This is a genomic window from Pseudomonas sp. Bc-h (assembly GCF_002080045.1).
Classification (GTDB): domain Bacteria; phylum Pseudomonadota; class Gammaproteobacteria; order Pseudomonadales; family Pseudomonadaceae; genus Aquipseudomonas.
The window spans coordinates 82,433-99,690 of the sequence record NZ_MUIN01000017.1 but is presented as its reverse complement, the minus strand read 5'-3'; the positions used below and the strand labels follow the sequence as shown (position 1 = coordinate 99,690).

Annotated in this window: 14 protein-coding genes and 2 pseudogenes; 8 read left to right on the top strand and 8 right to left on the bottom strand. The window is 56.7% G+C overall.

What is annotated here, in order from left to right; translation table 11 throughout:
* Window positions 1-1,994 precede the first annotated feature (1,994 nt).
* From BWR59_RS32990 to BWR59_RS29855, 4 genes and pseudogenes are all read right to left on the bottom strand, one after another.
* Window positions 1,995-2,738: pseudogene (locus BWR59_RS32990) on the bottom strand (AAA family ATPase); the annotation flags it as partial.
* Window positions 2,739-4,496: a hypothetical protein gene (locus tag BWR59_RS29865; RefSeq protein WP_081569259.1), complete on the bottom strand. Its 1,758-nt coding sequence runs from the start codon at window positions 4,494-4,496 to the stop codon at window positions 2,739-2,741.
* A 356-nt stretch (window positions 4,497-4,852) separates the two neighbouring features.
* The gene (locus BWR59_RS29860) at window positions 4,853-5,551 is read right to left on the bottom strand and encodes a hypothetical protein (RefSeq protein WP_081569258.1); all 699 of its coding nucleotides are present in this window, start codon (window positions 5,549-5,551) and stop codon (window positions 4,853-4,855) included.
* A 151-nt stretch (window positions 5,552-5,702) separates the two neighbouring features.
* Complete coding sequence (locus tag BWR59_RS29855; RefSeq protein WP_230982115.1) at window positions 5,703-6,131, bottom strand: ADP-ribosylglycohydrolase family protein; 429 nt, start codon at window positions 6,129-6,131, stop codon at window positions 5,703-5,705.
* A 62-nt stretch (window positions 6,132-6,193) separates the two neighbouring features.
* Here BWR59_RS29855 and BWR59_RS29850 point away from each other — a divergent pair.
* Window positions 6,194-6,698, top strand: a pseudogene (locus BWR59_RS29850) (hypothetical protein).
* Between the two features lie 12 nt (window positions 6,699-6,710).
* On the opposite strand, the gene BWR59_RS29845 reads toward BWR59_RS29850, so the two are convergent.
* Both BWR59_RS29845 and BWR59_RS29840 read right to left on the bottom strand, forming a co-directional pair.
* Complete coding sequence (locus tag BWR59_RS29845; RefSeq protein WP_081569408.1) at window positions 6,711-8,051, bottom strand: type II toxin-antitoxin system HipA family toxin; 1,341 nt, start codon at window positions 8,049-8,051, stop codon at window positions 6,711-6,713.
* A 3-nt stretch (window positions 8,052-8,054) separates the two neighbouring features.
* A complete protein-coding gene (locus tag BWR59_RS29840; RefSeq protein WP_081569407.1) occupies window positions 8,055-8,315 on the bottom strand; it encodes a helix-turn-helix transcriptional regulator in 261 nt (86 codons plus the stop codon).
* A 595-nt stretch (window positions 8,316-8,910) separates the two neighbouring features.
* Between BWR59_RS29840 and BWR59_RS29835 the strand changes: the two genes are divergently transcribed.
* The 7 genes from BWR59_RS29835 to BWR59_RS29805 are packed head-to-tail and all read left to right on the top strand — an operon-like array spanning window position 8,911 to window position 15,332.
* Window positions 8,911-9,936 (top strand): glycosyltransferase, encoded by a 1,026-nt coding sequence (locus BWR59_RS29835; protein WP_081569257.1) that lies wholly within the window; start codon window positions 8,911-8,913, stop codon window positions 9,934-9,936.
* Complete coding sequence (locus tag BWR59_RS29830; RefSeq protein WP_081569256.1) at window positions 9,936-11,057, top strand: FAD-dependent oxidoreductase; 1,122 nt, start codon at window positions 9,936-9,938, stop codon at window positions 11,055-11,057. Before BWR59_RS29835 ends, BWR59_RS29830 begins: the two co-directional genes overlap by 1 nt.
* The gene (locus BWR59_RS29825) at window positions 11,044-12,543 is read left to right on the top strand and encodes a hypothetical protein (protein ID WP_081569255.1); all 1,500 of its coding nucleotides are present in this window, start codon (window positions 11,044-11,046) and stop codon (window positions 12,541-12,543) included. Before BWR59_RS29830 ends, BWR59_RS29825 begins: the two co-directional genes overlap by 14 nt.
* Window positions 12,540-13,322 (top strand): NAD(P)-dependent oxidoreductase, encoded by a 783-nt coding sequence (locus tag BWR59_RS29820; protein ID WP_081569254.1) that lies wholly within the window; start codon window positions 12,540-12,542, stop codon window positions 13,320-13,322. Before BWR59_RS29825 ends, BWR59_RS29820 begins: the two co-directional genes overlap by 4 nt.
* On the top strand, window positions 13,319-14,155 hold the full coding sequence (locus tag BWR59_RS29815; protein WP_081569253.1) for a sugar phosphate isomerase/epimerase: 837 nt from the start codon (window positions 13,319-13,321) through the stop codon (window positions 14,153-14,155). Before BWR59_RS29820 ends, BWR59_RS29815 begins: the two co-directional genes overlap by 4 nt.
* Window positions 14,152-14,508, top strand: a complete 357-nt coding sequence (locus BWR59_RS29810) for a multidrug transporter (RefSeq protein ID WP_081569252.1) — start codon at window positions 14,152-14,154, stop codon at window positions 14,506-14,508. Before BWR59_RS29815 ends, BWR59_RS29810 begins: the two co-directional genes overlap by 4 nt.
* Window positions 14,508-15,332, top strand: coding sequence for a glycosyltransferase family 2 protein (locus BWR59_RS29805; protein WP_081569251.1), 825 nt, complete (start codon window positions 14,508-14,510; stop codon window positions 15,330-15,332). The genes BWR59_RS29810 and BWR59_RS29805 overlap by 1 nt, the downstream gene beginning before the upstream one ends.
* A 74-nt stretch (window positions 15,333-15,406) precedes the next feature.
* Here BWR59_RS29805 and BWR59_RS29800 read toward each other — a convergent pair whose 3' ends face one another.
* Together BWR59_RS29800 and BWR59_RS29795 are read right to left on the bottom strand one after the other, a co-directional pair.
* Window positions 15,407-16,288, bottom strand: a complete 882-nt coding sequence (locus BWR59_RS29800; RefSeq protein WP_081569250.1) for a LysR family transcriptional regulator — start codon at window positions 16,286-16,288, stop codon at window positions 15,407-15,409.
* Between the two features lie 58 nt (window positions 16,289-16,346).
* On the bottom strand, window positions 16,347-17,099 hold the full coding sequence (locus BWR59_RS29795; RefSeq protein ID WP_081569249.1) for an Asp/Glu racemase: 753 nt from the start codon (window positions 17,097-17,099) through the stop codon (window positions 16,347-16,349).
* Between the last annotated feature and the right edge of the window lie 159 nt (window positions 17,100-17,258).

Genomic DNA, 17,258 nt, shown 5'->3' with positions numbered 1-17,258 from the left:
GGAGAATGAATACGACGGAAAATTTCATTAATCTGCGAGCTGATGGCACCCAACGACTCTTGCGTTGCATGCTCAAGAGAGCACTCATTGCGGAGCAGTTCCAAAGTTTCTTTGGCGATCAGATAGTTTTCCGCCTGTTCAGAACCTCGTTTCAGCTGCTGCTTTAATTTCTCAACGCGTTCAACAAGTGTGGAAATATTGCTTGATGCCATGCTTTCAATTTTGACGGCCTCAATCGCCTCAGAATGGATTCGAATGGCGCCAACGATACCCATACTTAACTCAGCGATAAGCTTGCTGCCGTCTATATCCATAAGGCCTTGCAAAGCATCAATTCGGCTCTGAATCGACTCTATTTCACCTTGCATGATAACGAGAGACTCTATACCAGCGTCGTGTTGAGCGCGCGTCTTCCAACCTCCGACACAGACAGTCTTACTGAGATCAGAAAGCTGTTTTTCTACGTGATTGTGCCCCTCGAGATTCTCAGCTTGAATTTTCCGAGTTGCAGCAGCAGCTTCGCGAAACGTGATTCGTGCTTCATCGATAGCTGCCGTATCGAACTCTGATTCGGGCGAGATCAAAAGAGAAGTTACAGCGCTCCGAAGGTCATCGTGCTCGCTGATCGTTAATTCGGAGTTGGCGAGTTGCTTCCAGTCCATTCTGGCGGCGGTAAGTTCTTGTTCAGCACTCGCCAACTCAAATTTTAACTTTACCAGTCGAGCGGGAACCTCAGCGCAGAGAACATCTGGTGGTAGGTCAAAGGCGTTTGCCATCCGCTGCAGCAGCTCGAAGAAGCGGACCCTCTCTTGAAAAGAATCGAGTTTTTCCTGAGCTTCGGCAAGTTTAGAAGTAACCTCTGTGAGCTCGTTTGTCTCTTCTAGTGTGTGGGTGATTTGATCGACAAGAGCGGCCAATTCCTGAGGCAAATATTTGGCCCGGCAAATGGGACATTCATCTTCCGGATGGCCTGCGTCGAACGATGCCGCAGCAGCGGCTCGTAGTTGGCGTGCAGCTTGTGCTCGTGCAGATGCTGCCTTTCCAAAACTGTCAGACAGATTCTCCAAATCGATCACTTGATCGCTGCTGTCCAGAACATCCAAGTTTGCGTCGCGAATTGCAGACTCCAGCGATACGACTGCATATTCTTGAGGTACTTCAGGTATATCGCTAGTCGCGAACAGTCCAAGCTTGCCCTGTGCGATTTCGACCGCTGCTTTGGCCTTCGTGCCGCGAGCATAGGCGACGGCGAAACCACTATTCACGTAAGTTAGCCAACGGTCTAGGGTTTCAGACGCATTTTCGCTGACAGTTATCTCATCAACCAGCCGATTTATTTTTTGCGTGTATCGTTTTCGCTCAGCTTCGAGCGGAAGGGCTTTGGCAAGTGCCTGGTTGAGCTCAGTACTACGCACCGAAATTGCATGTATAGACACTGCGGCTGAATCTGCCGCAAGTACAGATTGTAGATGTCCGAGCGCCTCCGAGAGGCCCTCTGCTTCTTCCTCAGTAGCTAGGGGCGCTGTAACTCTTGGAGCTTTCCAACTAAGCCCATCCAAGGCGACACGGAACGCGTCTGTAAGAGCTTTGCCGTTAGAGGGGCGACTCTGGGCATCCTCAAGCTCCTTCTGAGCAATCTCGAGCATCTGCCGACTCTCGTCGACTCGAATAATTGAACGCTCGTGGGCAGTTTCGACCTCAGGCGAAATCTTGCCGAGATAGTCCCAAATCATTGAGGCGTCCGCACCGACAAGTAAACGACTCAAATCACTTGGTATTTCTGATGGCTCTAATTCTGTCGAGATTCTGAAGGCCGCATCTGTATCGAGAAAGTTGTATCGAGTGAACGCACTCAGAATCGACTTCGCAAATCGCTCATCCCGATTATACCAAGTGAAACAGCGTGCCCTGATTCGTCCAGCGTCCGTGGAGGCTAACAGCGGCTCAATGCTGCCGACCAATGAACCGGAGATTATCGGAGTGATTGCATTCCCCTGCCTACGGTTGTACCCACAGTAGAAGTACTCGATAGCTTCAAGCAGAGATGTCTTGCCGGTGCCGTTGGCCCCAACAATGAGAGTTACCTGGCCAAATGTGTACGATTTTCCATCGTGGACTGGACGGAACCGATCAATGGCAATAGATGCAAGCCAATTCTGAGCAAGCAGCGCGTCTGATGGATTTAGCGTCAGGGTCTTGTCTGCAACGGGCACGCGTTTGGCTGAGCGAGTGCCGATGCGCTCAACGACGTCCCTTCGTGTAGGCCGATCAAGCAATTCATCCAAATCAGCAGCGGCGAGGCGCTTCTCCCATTCACTAACGACGTTGAAGTCCTTGCCAGCGTTGTTTGGTATGAAATGCTGAGACGCGCCAAGCAACGCTTCAAGCTCTTCTTCAGAGACGACACGCTTGCGTGCATACTCTTTGTCCGACTCAATCGTCGCCTTCGCTTTTTCGAAGCCGCCATCGCTTAGCGATTTCGGGCCGGCAACGATGTAAAGGTACTTGTTCCATCGCAAGTCGCCGGGCGTGCCGAAGAAGTCGTCGCCGAGGACTCGCTCCTGAAAGTCATAAAGTTCGCGAGCACGGCCGACCACATTATCGGCAAGGTCCACATAGGCAATTGCGTAGCACCTGCCTTCGTGGCGGCGCTCGCCTCGTACGACCGTGTCATCGATGTTCTGTACATCACCGAGCAGTGCGGAGACTTTCTCTCGAACCGACTGAAGTTCCAACATTTAGTCCCCCTCCACAATGGAGGTGGCACTGCCGCCTCCATGGGTGATGTCAGTGAGCTTGGAAATTGGTGCGAACTCGGCTTGCCCATCTATCGTGTGATAGCAGACCGCGATGCGGTGCTTGTGGTCATTGTTGTTCTCACGGCGCAGCAACTCAAATGCAGCGTCACCTACGTTTTTAATGGTCTCGGAGCTCGGAGCCATCCCTAAATAAGCGACCAAAGCTGGATGTTTCCCATCTTTGAAGACGTTCACGTGCGGCAAGTCTGGCCGCCACATGATTTGAGCTCCACCACCACCTAGGTCGTGAATCTGAGGAGGTAGCTTCTTCGTGGCCAAGATTTTGTTGAGAGCCGCAACTTTTTTGATGCTGCTTTCGCGTGCACTGCGCGCAGCCTCATCGCGGTCCAGAGCGAGCGTCACGCGTCGCACAACTTCGTCCTCCCCCAGTTTGCACGCATCAAGGTCGGCAGCCTTGAACCAAGCTTCCTTGCATTTCGAGAGGCCGCATGAAAGCGCAATAGCACGCTCCACCTGAAGTCGGCTATTCCCCGTTTTCAGGCTTGAGAAAGCCGACGTAACATCAGACGAAAGTGCGAAGAGATCTGACAAGCCCGGATCGGGGTTTTCTACGTTCGGTACCCAGACTTGCTGATCATCCTGCCAGGTGTACCGAACATCCATCTTAGGTCCAAGATGGTTGTCGTGGACTCGGAAACCTAGGTGAACAACCTTAGCAACCGTCAATTCAAACGCAGCTGCACCGAAGTGAAAGTGGAGCACGTGCCGCTGGTTAACGTGGCGTGTGAAATAAAGACCACACTTTTCATTATTCTCAACCTCATCGTCGTTCGATGAACAACGATGTTCCGAGATGTACCAAGCGGACCCGCTCTCGTTCTTCCATGCCTCGCTTTTGCCGCCGGGCTCATCAACTTGGACCATGTTTTCTGCCCAATTCAAGCAGACGATGTCGCAGTTGTTTAAGTCCTTATTTTTGCTGAACGTATCGACGCGATAGCGCATGTAGCCGGTGTGCCTAGGCTTCGGGTTCAGCTGAATGTGTAGCAGCGTTGCGTTACGCGAAAGTTTCCTGCGTACAGCTTCGTCGGGAGATACATTAAAGGCGTCGGAGCAGATGATGGTTGCGAGTGAGAGCTCTTCATCCGTACCCTTGAATTGATAGATGACGTTACCGCAGCGAAGGTTTTTGTTTTCGAAGAAGTGCAGATCCCTCGAGGAAATCGTCTTGAACTGCAAGATGATCACGCGCCGGTCCTTTCCCTCGGCGTCATTCGTGACGAAGCAGTACGCGACAGGATCGTAATAGACACCCTGAATGGCCGCCGCTGTATCCTCCTCGAAGATCACATCGCAGTGCCCAGCACAGTCGACCTTAAACTTCTCGACCTGTACGGGCGTCATGCTTTCACACCCCAGAACCCAAAGAGCTCCGACGGCAGGGAAAGTAGCGCCTTGAGCACACTTCAGCAGAGTCGCTATGGGAAGGTAGTACTCCGGGGTTACAACGAGATGGTGTCCCTTCGCTGTGGCAAGCTCTAGAAACTTCGTCGCCTGCTTGTCGGCGAACTCGAGGTCGAGCGGACCGATGCGGGAATTATCGGCTAATATTGGACCGGCAGGCTGGAGTAAAAGCGCGCGATAGGACTGGTCGTTCGGGTTCAGCGCATCAAGCGATGGATTTCTGAGTGAGCGAGCTTGGAGCACATCTTTCACGTCACGGATGGAAATAGTCACAACGCCTCCCTGCAGCGGCTATCGCCTGCTTCTTTTGCCGACCGCATCGTAGCAGCTTGTCATTAAATGAGAGAAGAGAAGGCAACTAAAGTCATCTTTTAGCGACGTGGATGCACCGATTGCCTGACTACGCAGCAAGCAAATGGGGGGATAAGTGGGGGGACAGAATAAAATCCCTCTGCAAAACCCAGTAAATCCTAGGAAAATATCGAAAATAACGCCGACCACAAGCCGGCTTTTTAATGTCTGGCATACCAACCCAATGCGTTTTTATGACATCCCTTCTCGTCTTGCCTATGCCGGCTCTGGGGCAAGGTTGTGCAAACGAAGACAGCGCTGGACGGGATAATCAGATCCTAGCCTCGCTCACTGTCATCAGAGTCTGGCCGGTGAGTTCCTCCCCGCCCTACCTGACGATATCTCTCCTTCACCCCCTCCACAGAAAGCGCCCCACCCAACACCGGATAAACCCGCAGCAGCATTTCCTCATCCGGATGAAAGTAATCACCCTTGCCACCGATCTTGCGTAGAAAGCGATTCACGCGCATGTCGAACGCGATCACATCCTCCACCTCGACGGGCAGGCCTTTCTCGTAAGCGACCTGGTCCGCGAAATCCAGCACTTGGGTGATGTGCGACTGAACGCTGCGATCATTGCGTTTGAAGAAGTAAGCCGGGGACATGCTCTCGGCCCACGCGATGGCGTGGCGCTGTAGTTCGGTTTGCGGAGGAAGCGGGACTTGTGTGTTGTCTGCCAGGAGGAGCAGTTCAATCTGATAGCGTCCGCAGAACTGCTCCAGAAAGCCTTTGACGTCGCCGGGTTTGAGTTTGACGAACGTCATGGCAAAGCGTGTATCGACCTGGACGGCGACCAATACGTTGGTTCGCCCGAACTTCACGCAGTGCAGCTGCCAGCGGTCAACGGCTGGCCAAGTCGCGTCTGCGACCTCAAGCGTTTCTGCGGCAGAAGCCGGTTGCACATGGCTGACAAGCTGACCCTTCACCTTACTGGAGAAGAATTCACACGCGGATTGGGTACAGTCGAAGATCAGCATGAGCGGTGCCTGGGGTCTATGAACGCAAGCGCACAGATTGCCACAGCGTCAGCGAAGATCAATAAACTGAGAGGTACATTGGCTTCACCCAAACCCAAAAACGAATGGCGCCTGCTCAAGGCGGTAGAGTCGATTGCAATGCCAGGTGAAGTCATCCAAACCGAAGGCGTCTGAGCATGAGGTTCAGGCGCTGGTGGCGGAGAAGATCATCAGCCGTTACGCCAAGATGTCCGTAACAAGCGGCGGTGTCACAGCGCTGGCGGGTGTGATTCCGGGCTTGGGTACGGCCGTGGCGATGGTTGGCGGCGGTTTGACCGATGCCACGATCGGTATGAAGTTTCAGGTCGATATGTGCAGGTGTCTGGCGGACACCTTCGGTTGGGATCTGGCTAGTGATCAAGCCTGTGCTATCACTGTCGCCACTGTAGTTCACCGCGTTGATCACGCCTTGCTCGAACGATGTCGCCGTTAGCGCGCACCAGATGCCGATGGCCAGGGCCTCTTCGGCGATCCAGCCGGCGCCGAGCTCGTCGATGCGTTCGGGTGTGGGTTTGTGGCCTTCGTAGTAGTAGACGAGCACGCGCTCCACGTTTGATCGAGACCGTTGCGTGGTGGCAAGGCCGGCTGACCACGGAACACCTTATCCGGAGCTTCGGGATCAGCCGTCAGCAGGCGTCGAAGGAAATCAATACCTACATCAACGAACATGCGCCTGAAAATCTTACATTTGGCAAGCAACTGAAGGGCTACGCACCGAGCAAATAGTTCACGCCGCTGTTCATTGATGACAGCGCCACTGCACTGCGAGAAAAACCGCATGTACCGCGACTTCGTCTTGAGCCGCTTGCGTGGCCAGCCCGAGTACGAACACAAGACCGAGAACCTGATCGATGCCGACGAGGACTGGAACACCGAGGTCGCCGTGATCATCGAGCCAGACTCACGCCTCAAGCCTGAGCAGAAGGCGATCATCGAAGCCGATTTCGGCATGCAGAACGGGGTGCTGGAGATTCCGACGCGCCGCGCGCTGGTGAAGTATGTGTTGCAGCGCTTCCAGATCGATCCGAAGAAGCTCGACCCGAAAGCGGCGGCGCAACAGATCGTGGTGAAGAATCGGGATGAGTTGAAGCCTTGGCTTTATGAGTGACCTGACGCAGACCTACCTGGATTTTCTCGGTGCTAGCAATTCGGAGCGGCCAATCTGAACCCGGCCGCTTTGCGCAGCTCTGGGGCCAGAAAATCCCGCCTCGGTAATGGCCGCCTCCAGTCCTCGTAAATGCGGAGCAGCTTTTGTGCTGCGCAAGGTCTCCATGCCTTGATTCCAGGCATGCACCATGTGCTTGGCAACGTCTCTCCAGGCAGGTTCGTTCTTCGCAGCTTCGATCAGTTCTTTTCCAACTTCAACTGCAGACTCGCAGAGCTGTTCGACCATCGCCGCGTACTGTCGTGGGGGAATGCCCAACACGCCATTGAAAAAGATCTCAAGTGTGCGACCAGGCGTCCAGGTCTGCCGTCCCCCAATGGACAAGCCCGGTGGGTTCGTGGCGAAACGAGGATAAGCCTGTGTCGTCACTAAGTCATAGATCGGGGTAAATTCGACGTCTGTTCGCGAGGTATAAAAAAGGGCGATATTTTTCGCGTGGCAGTCGGCGTTACGAACCACATAATTCGTCAGGATCTGCCAGCCGAAGTGCTCTCTCTGCTCGCGTAGCCGATCTGGTTGAATGTAGGCTCGAGTTGCTTTCCAGACCCGCTCTGTAGTCGTAGCGTATTTTTCGTGAGGAGGCAGACCCAAGAGTCCGCAGGCATCTTCTACCCCGTACCGCGGTCGACCATTCTCGTCGACATCGAAGCGATCTACGACCAGCACCCGACCATCTTCTGACATCCTGCATGTCGCCACTGGTGCGACCTTGAGGCGCTCAAGCACTCTCATGGTGTAGAACTCGTTAAATCCCAAATACGGCGTCGTATCGTCCGATCCTTTAATGATGTGAAAACCGGTTCGTATCGTTGGCTTTCCAATGTGCAGGTCCATTTCTGCGACGTCTTGGGCGATGAATTTCGGTACGACTCCCGAGACCGCAGCACGTGCATAGCGCCTGACCAATGTCTCGAAATGCTCCGTGGTGTTGTCAGACTTCAAGAGCTGTTCGATTTCCAGTGGGGCCAGTTCAATGCCCGGTAACGTCCCTTCAGGAGTCACTGATACACGACCGATCCCGGAGCCCCCGATTACAGCAAGAAGTGAGAGATCAGTCCCATCCAGCAATGCGCCGAACTCCTCTCGGATTACCCCAAGAAGGTATCCCTCAGGAAGGTTCTGCCGAAAAAACGGGAAAAGATCGCGCGGCCAACGCCAAGGCTCTTCGCGAACGGGCAATGCGAGGCTGACAAAGTCCGCGACATCAGTTTCTGGCAGATACCGCAGGACGTACTCATCCCACTCGCGGTAGAGCTTGGCGACATGCCTGTCCCCGACATGAACATCCAGAATCATCACTCATCCCCCTCCGCTGCGTTGCTCGGCAAGGATGTCTTCGACCGTCCGCTGATGGCCCGCCTTGATCAGTTTCAGGTCATAACCTGCGGCTTCCAGCAGGCGGACGAATGCTGAGACGCTCATGTCTCCTTTGGCCATGGTTTCCATGCGCGCAACGGTTGAACGTGAGACCCCTGCGCGTTCCGCGATCGCCTCCTGGCTCAGTCGAGCTTCGCGGCGGGCTTGTCTAAGCATTTCGGAAACGTCGGAAAGCGTGGACATTTGTGGCCCTCGGGCATCAAAAACTAGCAATGGTGCGAGGACTGTAGCCCCTGAGACACAGAAAAGCAAAGTGGCCTTGGTTTTGGAGGCCGCTACTTTGTGTCCCACGAGCATCAAAATTTACTCTTTAAGCGTGTTTTGTAGCCGGCAAGCCACAACTATGTGAGTGCGGTGATACGCATAAATTAAATGACCTTTCTAAACCGCCACCGCCGGCAAGCCGGGCTGCTACAGGGGAGATTTATGCTCGTTCAGTTGCCAAACTCTGGCGCCAGTATTCTCGCTGTAAGCCGATGCACCTATGCAAACTTTAAATAGCGGTTGCGCAGCCCTAATCTGTGTAAAACCAGCTGACGAGTGTCTCTGTTTCCGCATGAGGGTTGTCTTTTCGCTAGGTACAACCTTCTGATTACAAAGCCTTTTTAAAGAAATACAAACTTTTGAAATTATCTAACAAGACCATTTTCAACCCCGAGACGCCTCTCCCCAACCCGTTGAATAATTCCAACTCACTGCGTGTTCACCTATCAACACCTGTCTGCACACTTCTATAAAAAAACACTGCCAGGGAAGGCCGTTTGCCGAGTATCGCGCCATGGCTTTTTTTCCCTGTTTTCTGTCGGTGGTGTTTGTCGTTCGTAATCAGGCCGAAGGGCTTGAGGGGATGTTGGTCGAGGCGACGCAGGTGATTGCGTCGATGGTGTCGGACTATGAGCTGATCATTGTCGATAACGCCTCGAGCGATGGCAGTGTGACGCAGTTGAAGCGGCTGACGGCGGAGGACGGGGTCGCGAATCTGCAGGTGTACGCGCTGACCAAGGAGGTCGATCTGGACACGGCGTCGTGGGTCGGTCTGGAGAATGCGCTCGGGGATTACGCGGTGGTGCTCGATCCGCTGGCGGACGACATCGCGTTTCTGCCGAACATGCTGGAGCACGCGGCTCGTGGAGCGGATGTGGTGTTTGTCTGCAACACCGAGCACACGTCGCAAAGTCTGTTGTACCGCTTTGCCTTCAAGCTGTTTCATCGGGCGTATCGCTGGTGCAACGGCATTCATCTGGTCAGGGACGCGCCGCAGTTTCGGCTGCTGACCAAGAAGGTCATCAACTTCATTCTGCAGCATCCCAAACCGACGATGATCTATCGGCATTTGCCGGCCACGGGCGGTTTTGCGCGCACGTGCCTGAGCTATTCGGCCCCACCCAAGGCGCAGCCGCGCAAGCATCTGGGCGAGAGCGTGGATCGGGGGATTCGCATGCTGGTGTCGAGCACCCGCGCGCCGATGCGACTGGTGACGGCGTTGTCGTTGTTTGGTGCGGTGATGAACCTGATCTATTGCGCGTACGTGGTGGGTGTCGCGCTGTTCAAGACCGATGTGGCGGCGGGCTGGATCAGTCTGTCGCTGCAGGAGTCGGGGATGTTTTTTCTGATCTCGCTGGTGCTGCTGGTTCTCGGCGAGTACATCCTGAACATGGCGAGTTTCTCCAACGACGGGCCGCTGTATTACATCGGTCAGGAGTTCACCAGTTGCCGGATGACGCGGCTGGAAAAGCTCAACGTCGAGGAAGTCGCACCGGTGATCGGCATGGCACGGACCTGGGGCGGGGAGCGCGCATCTTGATGATCGAACCGGAGCCTTGCCATGAGGCGATCGTCATCGGCGGCGGGTTCTACGGATCGGCGATTGCGATCCATCTGGCCCGGCAGCGCGGCTTCAAACGCATCGTTCTACTGGAGCGCGAAAGCGGCCTGCTCAGGCGCGCGTCCTACAACAATCAGGCTCGCGTCCATAACGGCTATCACTACCCGCGCAGCTTCACGACGGCCTATCGCAGCCGGATCAACCTGCCGCGTTTCGTCGCTGACTGGCCAAACGCGGTGAAGTGCGATTTCACCAAGCTGTATGCGATTGCGCGGCACAACTCGAAGGTCACGGCGCGGCAGTTCGAGCGCTTCTGTCGCGACATCGGGGCGCAAATCAAGCGCGCGGATGCGGCCGCTCACGGGCTGTTCGAACCACGTCTGATCGAAGAGGTGTTTCAGGTGCAGGAGTACGCCTTCGACTCCACGCAACTGGCGCGCTGGGCCGTGCAGGAGCTTGAAGAATGCGGTGTGCAGGTGCGCTTTCAGACCCGCGCCACCGAAATCTACCAGGGACCCGACGCCACGCTGCAAGTGGTAACCGAGCACGAAAACGGCCCGCAGCGGCTGAGTTGTCGTTATCTGTTCAATTGCACCTACAGCGGCAGCAATCACTTCAATGGTGACTTTCCGGGGCTGGACACCGACCTGCGTCACGAGATCACCGAAATGGCCCTGATGCAGATGCCGCCTGCGCTTGAAGGCCTCGGAGTGACGGTGATGGACGGGCCGTTTTTCTCGATGATGCCGTTCCCTTCGCGCGACCTGCACACGCTGTCTCACGTGCGGTTCACGCCTCATCTGCATTGGGATGACGAGAAGGCGATCAACCCGTACGACAAGCTCGCCCGGCACCAGCGTTCCAGCCGCGTCGAGCGCATGGTTCGCGATGTGGGCCGTTATCTCCCGGCAATTCTCGACTCACGGCACATGGACTCGCTGTACGAAGTGAAAACCGTACTGGCGAAGAACGACCGCAACGACGGCAGGCCGATTCTGTTCGAGAAGCACGCCAGTTTGCCAGGCTGCTACTCGGTGCTCGGCGGCAAGATCGACAACATCTATGACGTGCTGGAGAAACTGGACAATGAAGTCTTCTGATCTGTCGCGCATCGCCCCGGCGTTCGTTCTGCCCCTCGCAATTGCGGTGCTCGCGAGCCTGTTTCTGACCCTTGCCACGCGCTCGATCTGGATCGACGAAGCGATGCTGCTCAAGGACATCATCGCCCTGCGCAGCCCCGGCGAATTTCTCAAACCACTGCCTTACTACGATCAGGCCGAACCGGTGCTGGCGTCGCTGTTTTTCAAGGCGATCATGTGGCTGTTCCACTACAACATCGAGCCGCTGCGGCTGTCGGTGCTGGCTCTGTCTTGCGTGCTGATCGCGCCGATGTTCGCGGTGTTTCGGCAGTATCGCTGGGGCGCGGTGGTGTTCCTGCTGGCAATGATCGGCCACTCGTTTTCGATGGGGCTGTTTCTGACAGAACTCAAGCACTACTTCCTGGAAGTGTCGGTGAGTTTTCTGGCGATCTACTCGCTGTGGCAAGCCGAGGAGCACGGCAATCTCTATTGGCCGATTGTCATGGCAGCCGTGCTCAGCGTGTTGGGTTTCTCGACGCTGATCGTCTCCGGCGCGCTGCTGGTGTATGCGTCTCTGACCTTTGCCTTCAGGCCGTGGGACGAACGAGGCAAGGCGACGATTGCAGCATTGTTCATCTGCGCACTGATGGTGGTCGCCGCCTACGCCTACATGAAATACCTGACGGTGTATCAGCTGGGCAATTACGACGATTACTACTCAACCTCTGCGCTCGGCTCGCTGGGGGTGCTGAAGGAGGCGATTCTCGGCGCGTATGGCAAGGCATTGCTGGTCGTTTCGGGCATTGCCAACGTCGCGCTGCTGGTCACCCGTCGACAGGGTTTTGTGTTCACGCTGAACCTGGTTTTCATTGGCATTTTGCTGGTGGTGATCGTCGGCAGAATCGTCGGTTTCTACCCTGCGACCTACCCGCGTCATGTGATCTGGCTGGTGCCGTTCAGCATGGTCATCGCCTGTTGCGCAGTGCTGGAGTTCACTGCCAGCCCTGCTCGCCCACTCAAGATGCTCGGCCTGGCGTTGCTGTTGTTGATGACGCTGCAGGCCGGCAAGGCCTGTTACAACAACCTCAAGGGCGTGAATTACGAGTACGTCGACAATAATGCGCTGTACGAGCATGTCGCGCAGATGCCGCCCACCCAATTCCTCGTTTACCCCGATGCTCAGCCTTCGCTGGAGTATTACGCCCTGCTCGACCAGCGCCTGAACAAGCATCAGTACGTGCGTGTTTTCGACGAAGCCACCAAGCATCGCGCCCCGAATCTGGGCATGGTCGAATATCAGGATTCACTCGCCGAACTGCTGCGACAGCGGCCGGCGAAGGATTTTTCCGTACTGGTTTCCCACGTCAATCTGGACAAGGACGTCAGCGGTCGCGGCAAGGCACTGGAAGCCGAAATCAGCCGCCTGAACTGCACTTACACCTCGTATTTCTATGTGTACAACGCCCAACTGATTCGGGTGCACTGCCCGCTGGATGCGCAATTATGAGCAACGGTCTGATTGGCTTCTCCGGTTTTGTCGGCTCGACCCTGATGCGTCAGGCGCGCTTCGACGCGCTGTATCGTTCGACCAACATTCATGAGATCGAAGGACGCAGCTTCGACACGCTGGTCTGCGCGGGCGCCTCGGCGCAGAAGTGGATCGCCAATCGCGAGCCCGACGCCGACCGGGAGAAGATCGAAAAGCTGATCGATCACCTGCGCACGGTGCGCTGCCAGACCTTCGTGCTGATCAGCACCGTCGACGTGTTCCATACGCCGATTGGCGTCGATGAGGACTCGCCGGTGGATGAGGTCGGACTGCACGCCTATGGCATGAACCGACGCTTGCTGGAGTGCTTCGTCGAGGACTTTTTCCCACGTCATCTGATCGTCCGTCTGCCGGGGCTCATCGGTCCTGGACTGCGCAAGAATGTGATTTACGACTTCCTCCATCAGAACAATCTGCCGGCCATCGACAGCCGTGGCCTGTTCCAGTTTTATCCGATGGTCAATCTGGCATGCGACATCCAGACCGCGCTCAACGCAGGGCTGGACCTGATCCACCTGTGTGCCGAGCCGGTGACAGTCGCGGACATCTCACTCCAAGGGTTTGGCGTGCCCTTCGAAAACGTGCGCAGCGTCATGCCTGCGCGATACACGATGCAGACTTGCCACGCGGCGTTGTTCGGGGGGCGGGGCCGCTATCAATACAGCGTTAGGGACACCATCCAGGCGGTGCGCAGTTACGCGCAATCGGAAGCTCGCGCGACGGAGGCCAAGGCATGAGGCTGGCCATTTCCAACATCGCCTGGGACGTCGTCGAGGATGAGAACATCGCTGCGCTGCTCAAGCGCTACGGCGTCGACGCAATCGACGTCGCGCCCGGCAAATATTTCCCTGATCCGGTCGCCGCGACATCCAGACAGATTGCCGATGTTCGTGACGCATGGACTGCGCGCGGAATCGATATCACCGGCATGCAGGCGCTGTTGTTCGGCACGCAAGGCTTGAACCTTTTTGGCTGCGCGGCGAGTCAGGCCTCGATGCTGCAGCACCTGAACGAGGTCTGTCGCATCGGCTCCGGTCTGGGCGCTACCCGACTGGTGTTCGGTTCGCCGAAAAACCGAGACCGCAAAGGCCTGGACGATTGGGAGGCGCAGGACATCGCCGTGCCGTTTTTTCGGGCGCTGGGCGCCATCGCAGAAGATCACGGAGTGACCTTTTGCCTGGAGCCGAACCCCGAGTGCTACGGCGCCAACTTCATGACCACCAGCCCCGTCACCGCGCAGATTGTGCGCAAGGTCGACCATCCGAGCATCCTTATGCAACTGGATACCGGGTCGCTGACGATCAATGGCGAAGATCCTTACAGCGTGCTGAAAGATGACGCCGACCTGATCGGCCACATTCACGCCAGCGAGCGAGACCTGCTGCCGCTGGGCGACGGCGATACCGATCATGTCGCCATGGCCGCTGCCATCAACCGCCATCTCCCGGATCTGCTGGTCAGCATCGAAATGCTACCGACGCGCAACGAATCGCATCTGGACACCATCGAGCGGGCGCTGAACGTGGCCATCCAGCACTACCGGAACCAACCCCCGAGTACGCAGCCATGAAGTGGGCGATTCTGATCCTCGGGATTTTATCCAACGCCTCGGCCAGCGTGCTGGTGAAAATGGCGATGATGCCGCCGCGCAGATTTCCTTCGCTGGGTTCGCCCTTGGAGGCCCTGAGCAACTGGCCATTCTGGGTCGGACTCGGTTTGTACGGCGCCGCGTTCTTGCTCTACGCCGCCGCGCTCGCCCGCCTGCCGCTGAACATCGCCCACCCGGTGTTGACTGCCGGTGCAGTGGCCGCCGTGGCCTGTTCGTCGATCCTGATTTTTCGTGAAACCTTCTACTGGACGACAGCGGCCGGCATCCTGCTGGTGATCGCAGGTGTCGCCCTGATCACTGCGCGGGTGGCCTGATGACTGACACAACTTTCTCTCCCGGACGACCGACGCTGACCAAACTCGCGCGGCAGATCCCGTTCTTCGAGACGCCGTTGTGGCTCGGCCGCGTGCATGCCTATTGCGTGGTCATCCCGGTCATCGACGAAGGCGAGCGCATCGTCAGCCTGCTCGCGCGCATGGCAGCGCTTTCGATCAATCAAATCGCCGACATTATCATTGTCGATGGCGGCAGCACTGATGGCTCGCTGGCCCATGACATGCTGATGGTGACCGGGGTGCGCGGGCTGTTGGTGAAAACCTCGCCGGGCAAACTCAGCGCGCAATTGCGCTGCGCCTATGCGTTTGCCCTGGATCAGGGGTACGAGGGCATCATCACCATCGACGGCAACGACAAGGACGATCCGCAGGCGATACCGCAGTTCATCGAGGCGCTCAAACAAGGCGTGGACTTCGTTCAGGCCTCGCGGTTTCTGGCTGGAGGCGTGGCAGACAACACGCCGAAATCCCGCGACATCGCGATTCGTTTCATACACGCGCCGATGCTGAGTCTGGCCTCGGGATTCGACTGGACCGACACCACACAGGGGTTTCGCGCCTACAGCCGCACGATGTTGCTCGACCCGCGAATTGCGACGTTTCGCGATGTGTTCATGACTTATGAACTGCTGGCGTATCTGTCCTACCGCGCGCCGAGGCTGGGGTATCGCTGCGTCGAACTGCCCACGGTAAGGCGTTATCCACAGGGCGACGTGCCGACCAAGATCAGTGGCTTGAAGGGGAATCTGGCGGTGTTGATGGTGCTGGTTCGGGCGTGTTTTGGCGGGTATGACCCGAAGTGATCCTACACAGACTTGACGGCCCCCACGGCCGTGCTTCTACAGAGTTTGTGGGGTGCGTGAAGCTCTCGCTCTCGCTACTCGCCCAACAAATGCTCCAGAAACAGCTGCGCAGCTGTGGATAAACCTGCCCTGGATCTCACGCACACGCTGAGTTCGCGGCTGGCCCAGTCCTCGTGCAGTTGCACGGCGGTCGCGCCATCCATCTTGTAAATTTCCACACTGCCCGCGGGCATGATGCCGATTCCGACACCAGCCTGAACCATCAGGCACAGCGCGTCGTAACTGGAAACTTCCATGCGGATTTTCAGCGAGCGGCCCAGATCGTTGGCGGCTTTTATCAGCTGAAAATTGAGATGAGTGCCGCTGCGCAGCGTGACGTACTCGTGATCGAGAGTTTCACTGAAGGTGACCGATTCGCGCCCTGCCAGCGGGTGATCGTTCGGCACCAACAGCACCAAACGGTCGGTGCGAAACGGGAAGACCTCGATGTCCGCGCCGTGGGGCAGGCGCGTGAAAATGCCGATGTCGGCTCGATTTTCCGCCACCGCCTTGGTGATCGCCAGGCTTTGCTGTTCTTCAAGCCCGACATTGATCAGCGGGTACAGCGCCATGAAGGACTTGATCAGCCCCGGCATGAACTGGGTGATCGCAGAAATGTTGGCCAGCACATGAACCGAACCGCGACGCCCATGGGAGTAGTCGCGCATTTGCACGACGATTTCATTGAGGTTGTTCAGCGCGCTGCGGGCCATGAACAACAGCGAAAGACCGGCGTCAGTCGGGGTGATGCCTTTGTTGGTGCGATTGAGCAGCCGGGAGTCGAGCAACTCTTCCAGTTCGCTGAGCCGCTTGCTCACCGCAGCCGCCGCAATGTGCTCACGCTTGGCGGCGGCTGCGATGGTGCCTTCTTCGACAACGCTGACGAAGAGGCGCAACGAAACGGGATCGAGTTTCATGTGAGGTACCGGGCGTGCTGGCCAGAATGGCCGCCATAGTACCTCGTCCGTCATTGACTCAGAACGCGCCGGACAACAGATGCCCTGCGTTCGGCACCTGAGCCTTGAGGCCCAAGGTCTTGAGCATCTGGTAAACGGTGGCAACCGAAGCCGAGAGCACAGGCTTGTCGAGACGGTTCTGTACGACCTGGATGGCGGGCAGCGAAGGCATCTGCACGCAGCACGACAGCACCACGCCGTCAGCCTGTCCGATTTTCAACTTGTCAGCGTGGGCCACCAGATTCATGGGGTCCAGACGGCCGACCTCAAGGTTGTCTGAAACTTCCAGGCTGATGGAATCGACCACTTCGATACCGGCCGCTTCGATGTAGTCGATGACCTGTTGGGTCAAGGGCTTCATGTACGGGGTAATGATCGAGACTTTCTTGTAATCGAGCATGTGCAGGCTGTCGATCAGCGCCCCTGCCGAGCTGAGCACCGGGGCATTGGACTTGTTGCCAGCGACGGTTTTGCCCAGACGCTCCTGCGACACTTTGTGATAGCCCGCGCCCTGACACATGATCGCCACCAGGCAGGCATAAGCCATGACGTCCACCCGCGCATCGCTCAGCTCCAATGCGCAACGGTCGCTGTCGATGTCCATCTTTTTCAGCTCTTCGGGGCTGACATGCATCATGCGCATGCGTGAAGAGTGGAAGGTAAAATGCTCCTCCGGAAACAACGAGTAACGCGAGGTCAGCATCGCAGGGATTTCGGTTTCCATGGTGGTATTGGAGCTGGGAACGATCTGGCCGATTCGGAAGTTTTTCATGGGCTCTCCTTTCATTTCGCCAGTGGCGATGGGTCGTGTGCGACCGATGTTAGGAGTGAGCGGGAGGGGCGTATATCAGGCATTGGCGAGCTTGCCATCGCGTATGGCGATGGCAGCCAGTCAAAGTGTGTTGGGTGCGTGTTTGTTCGTCAGTGCCGC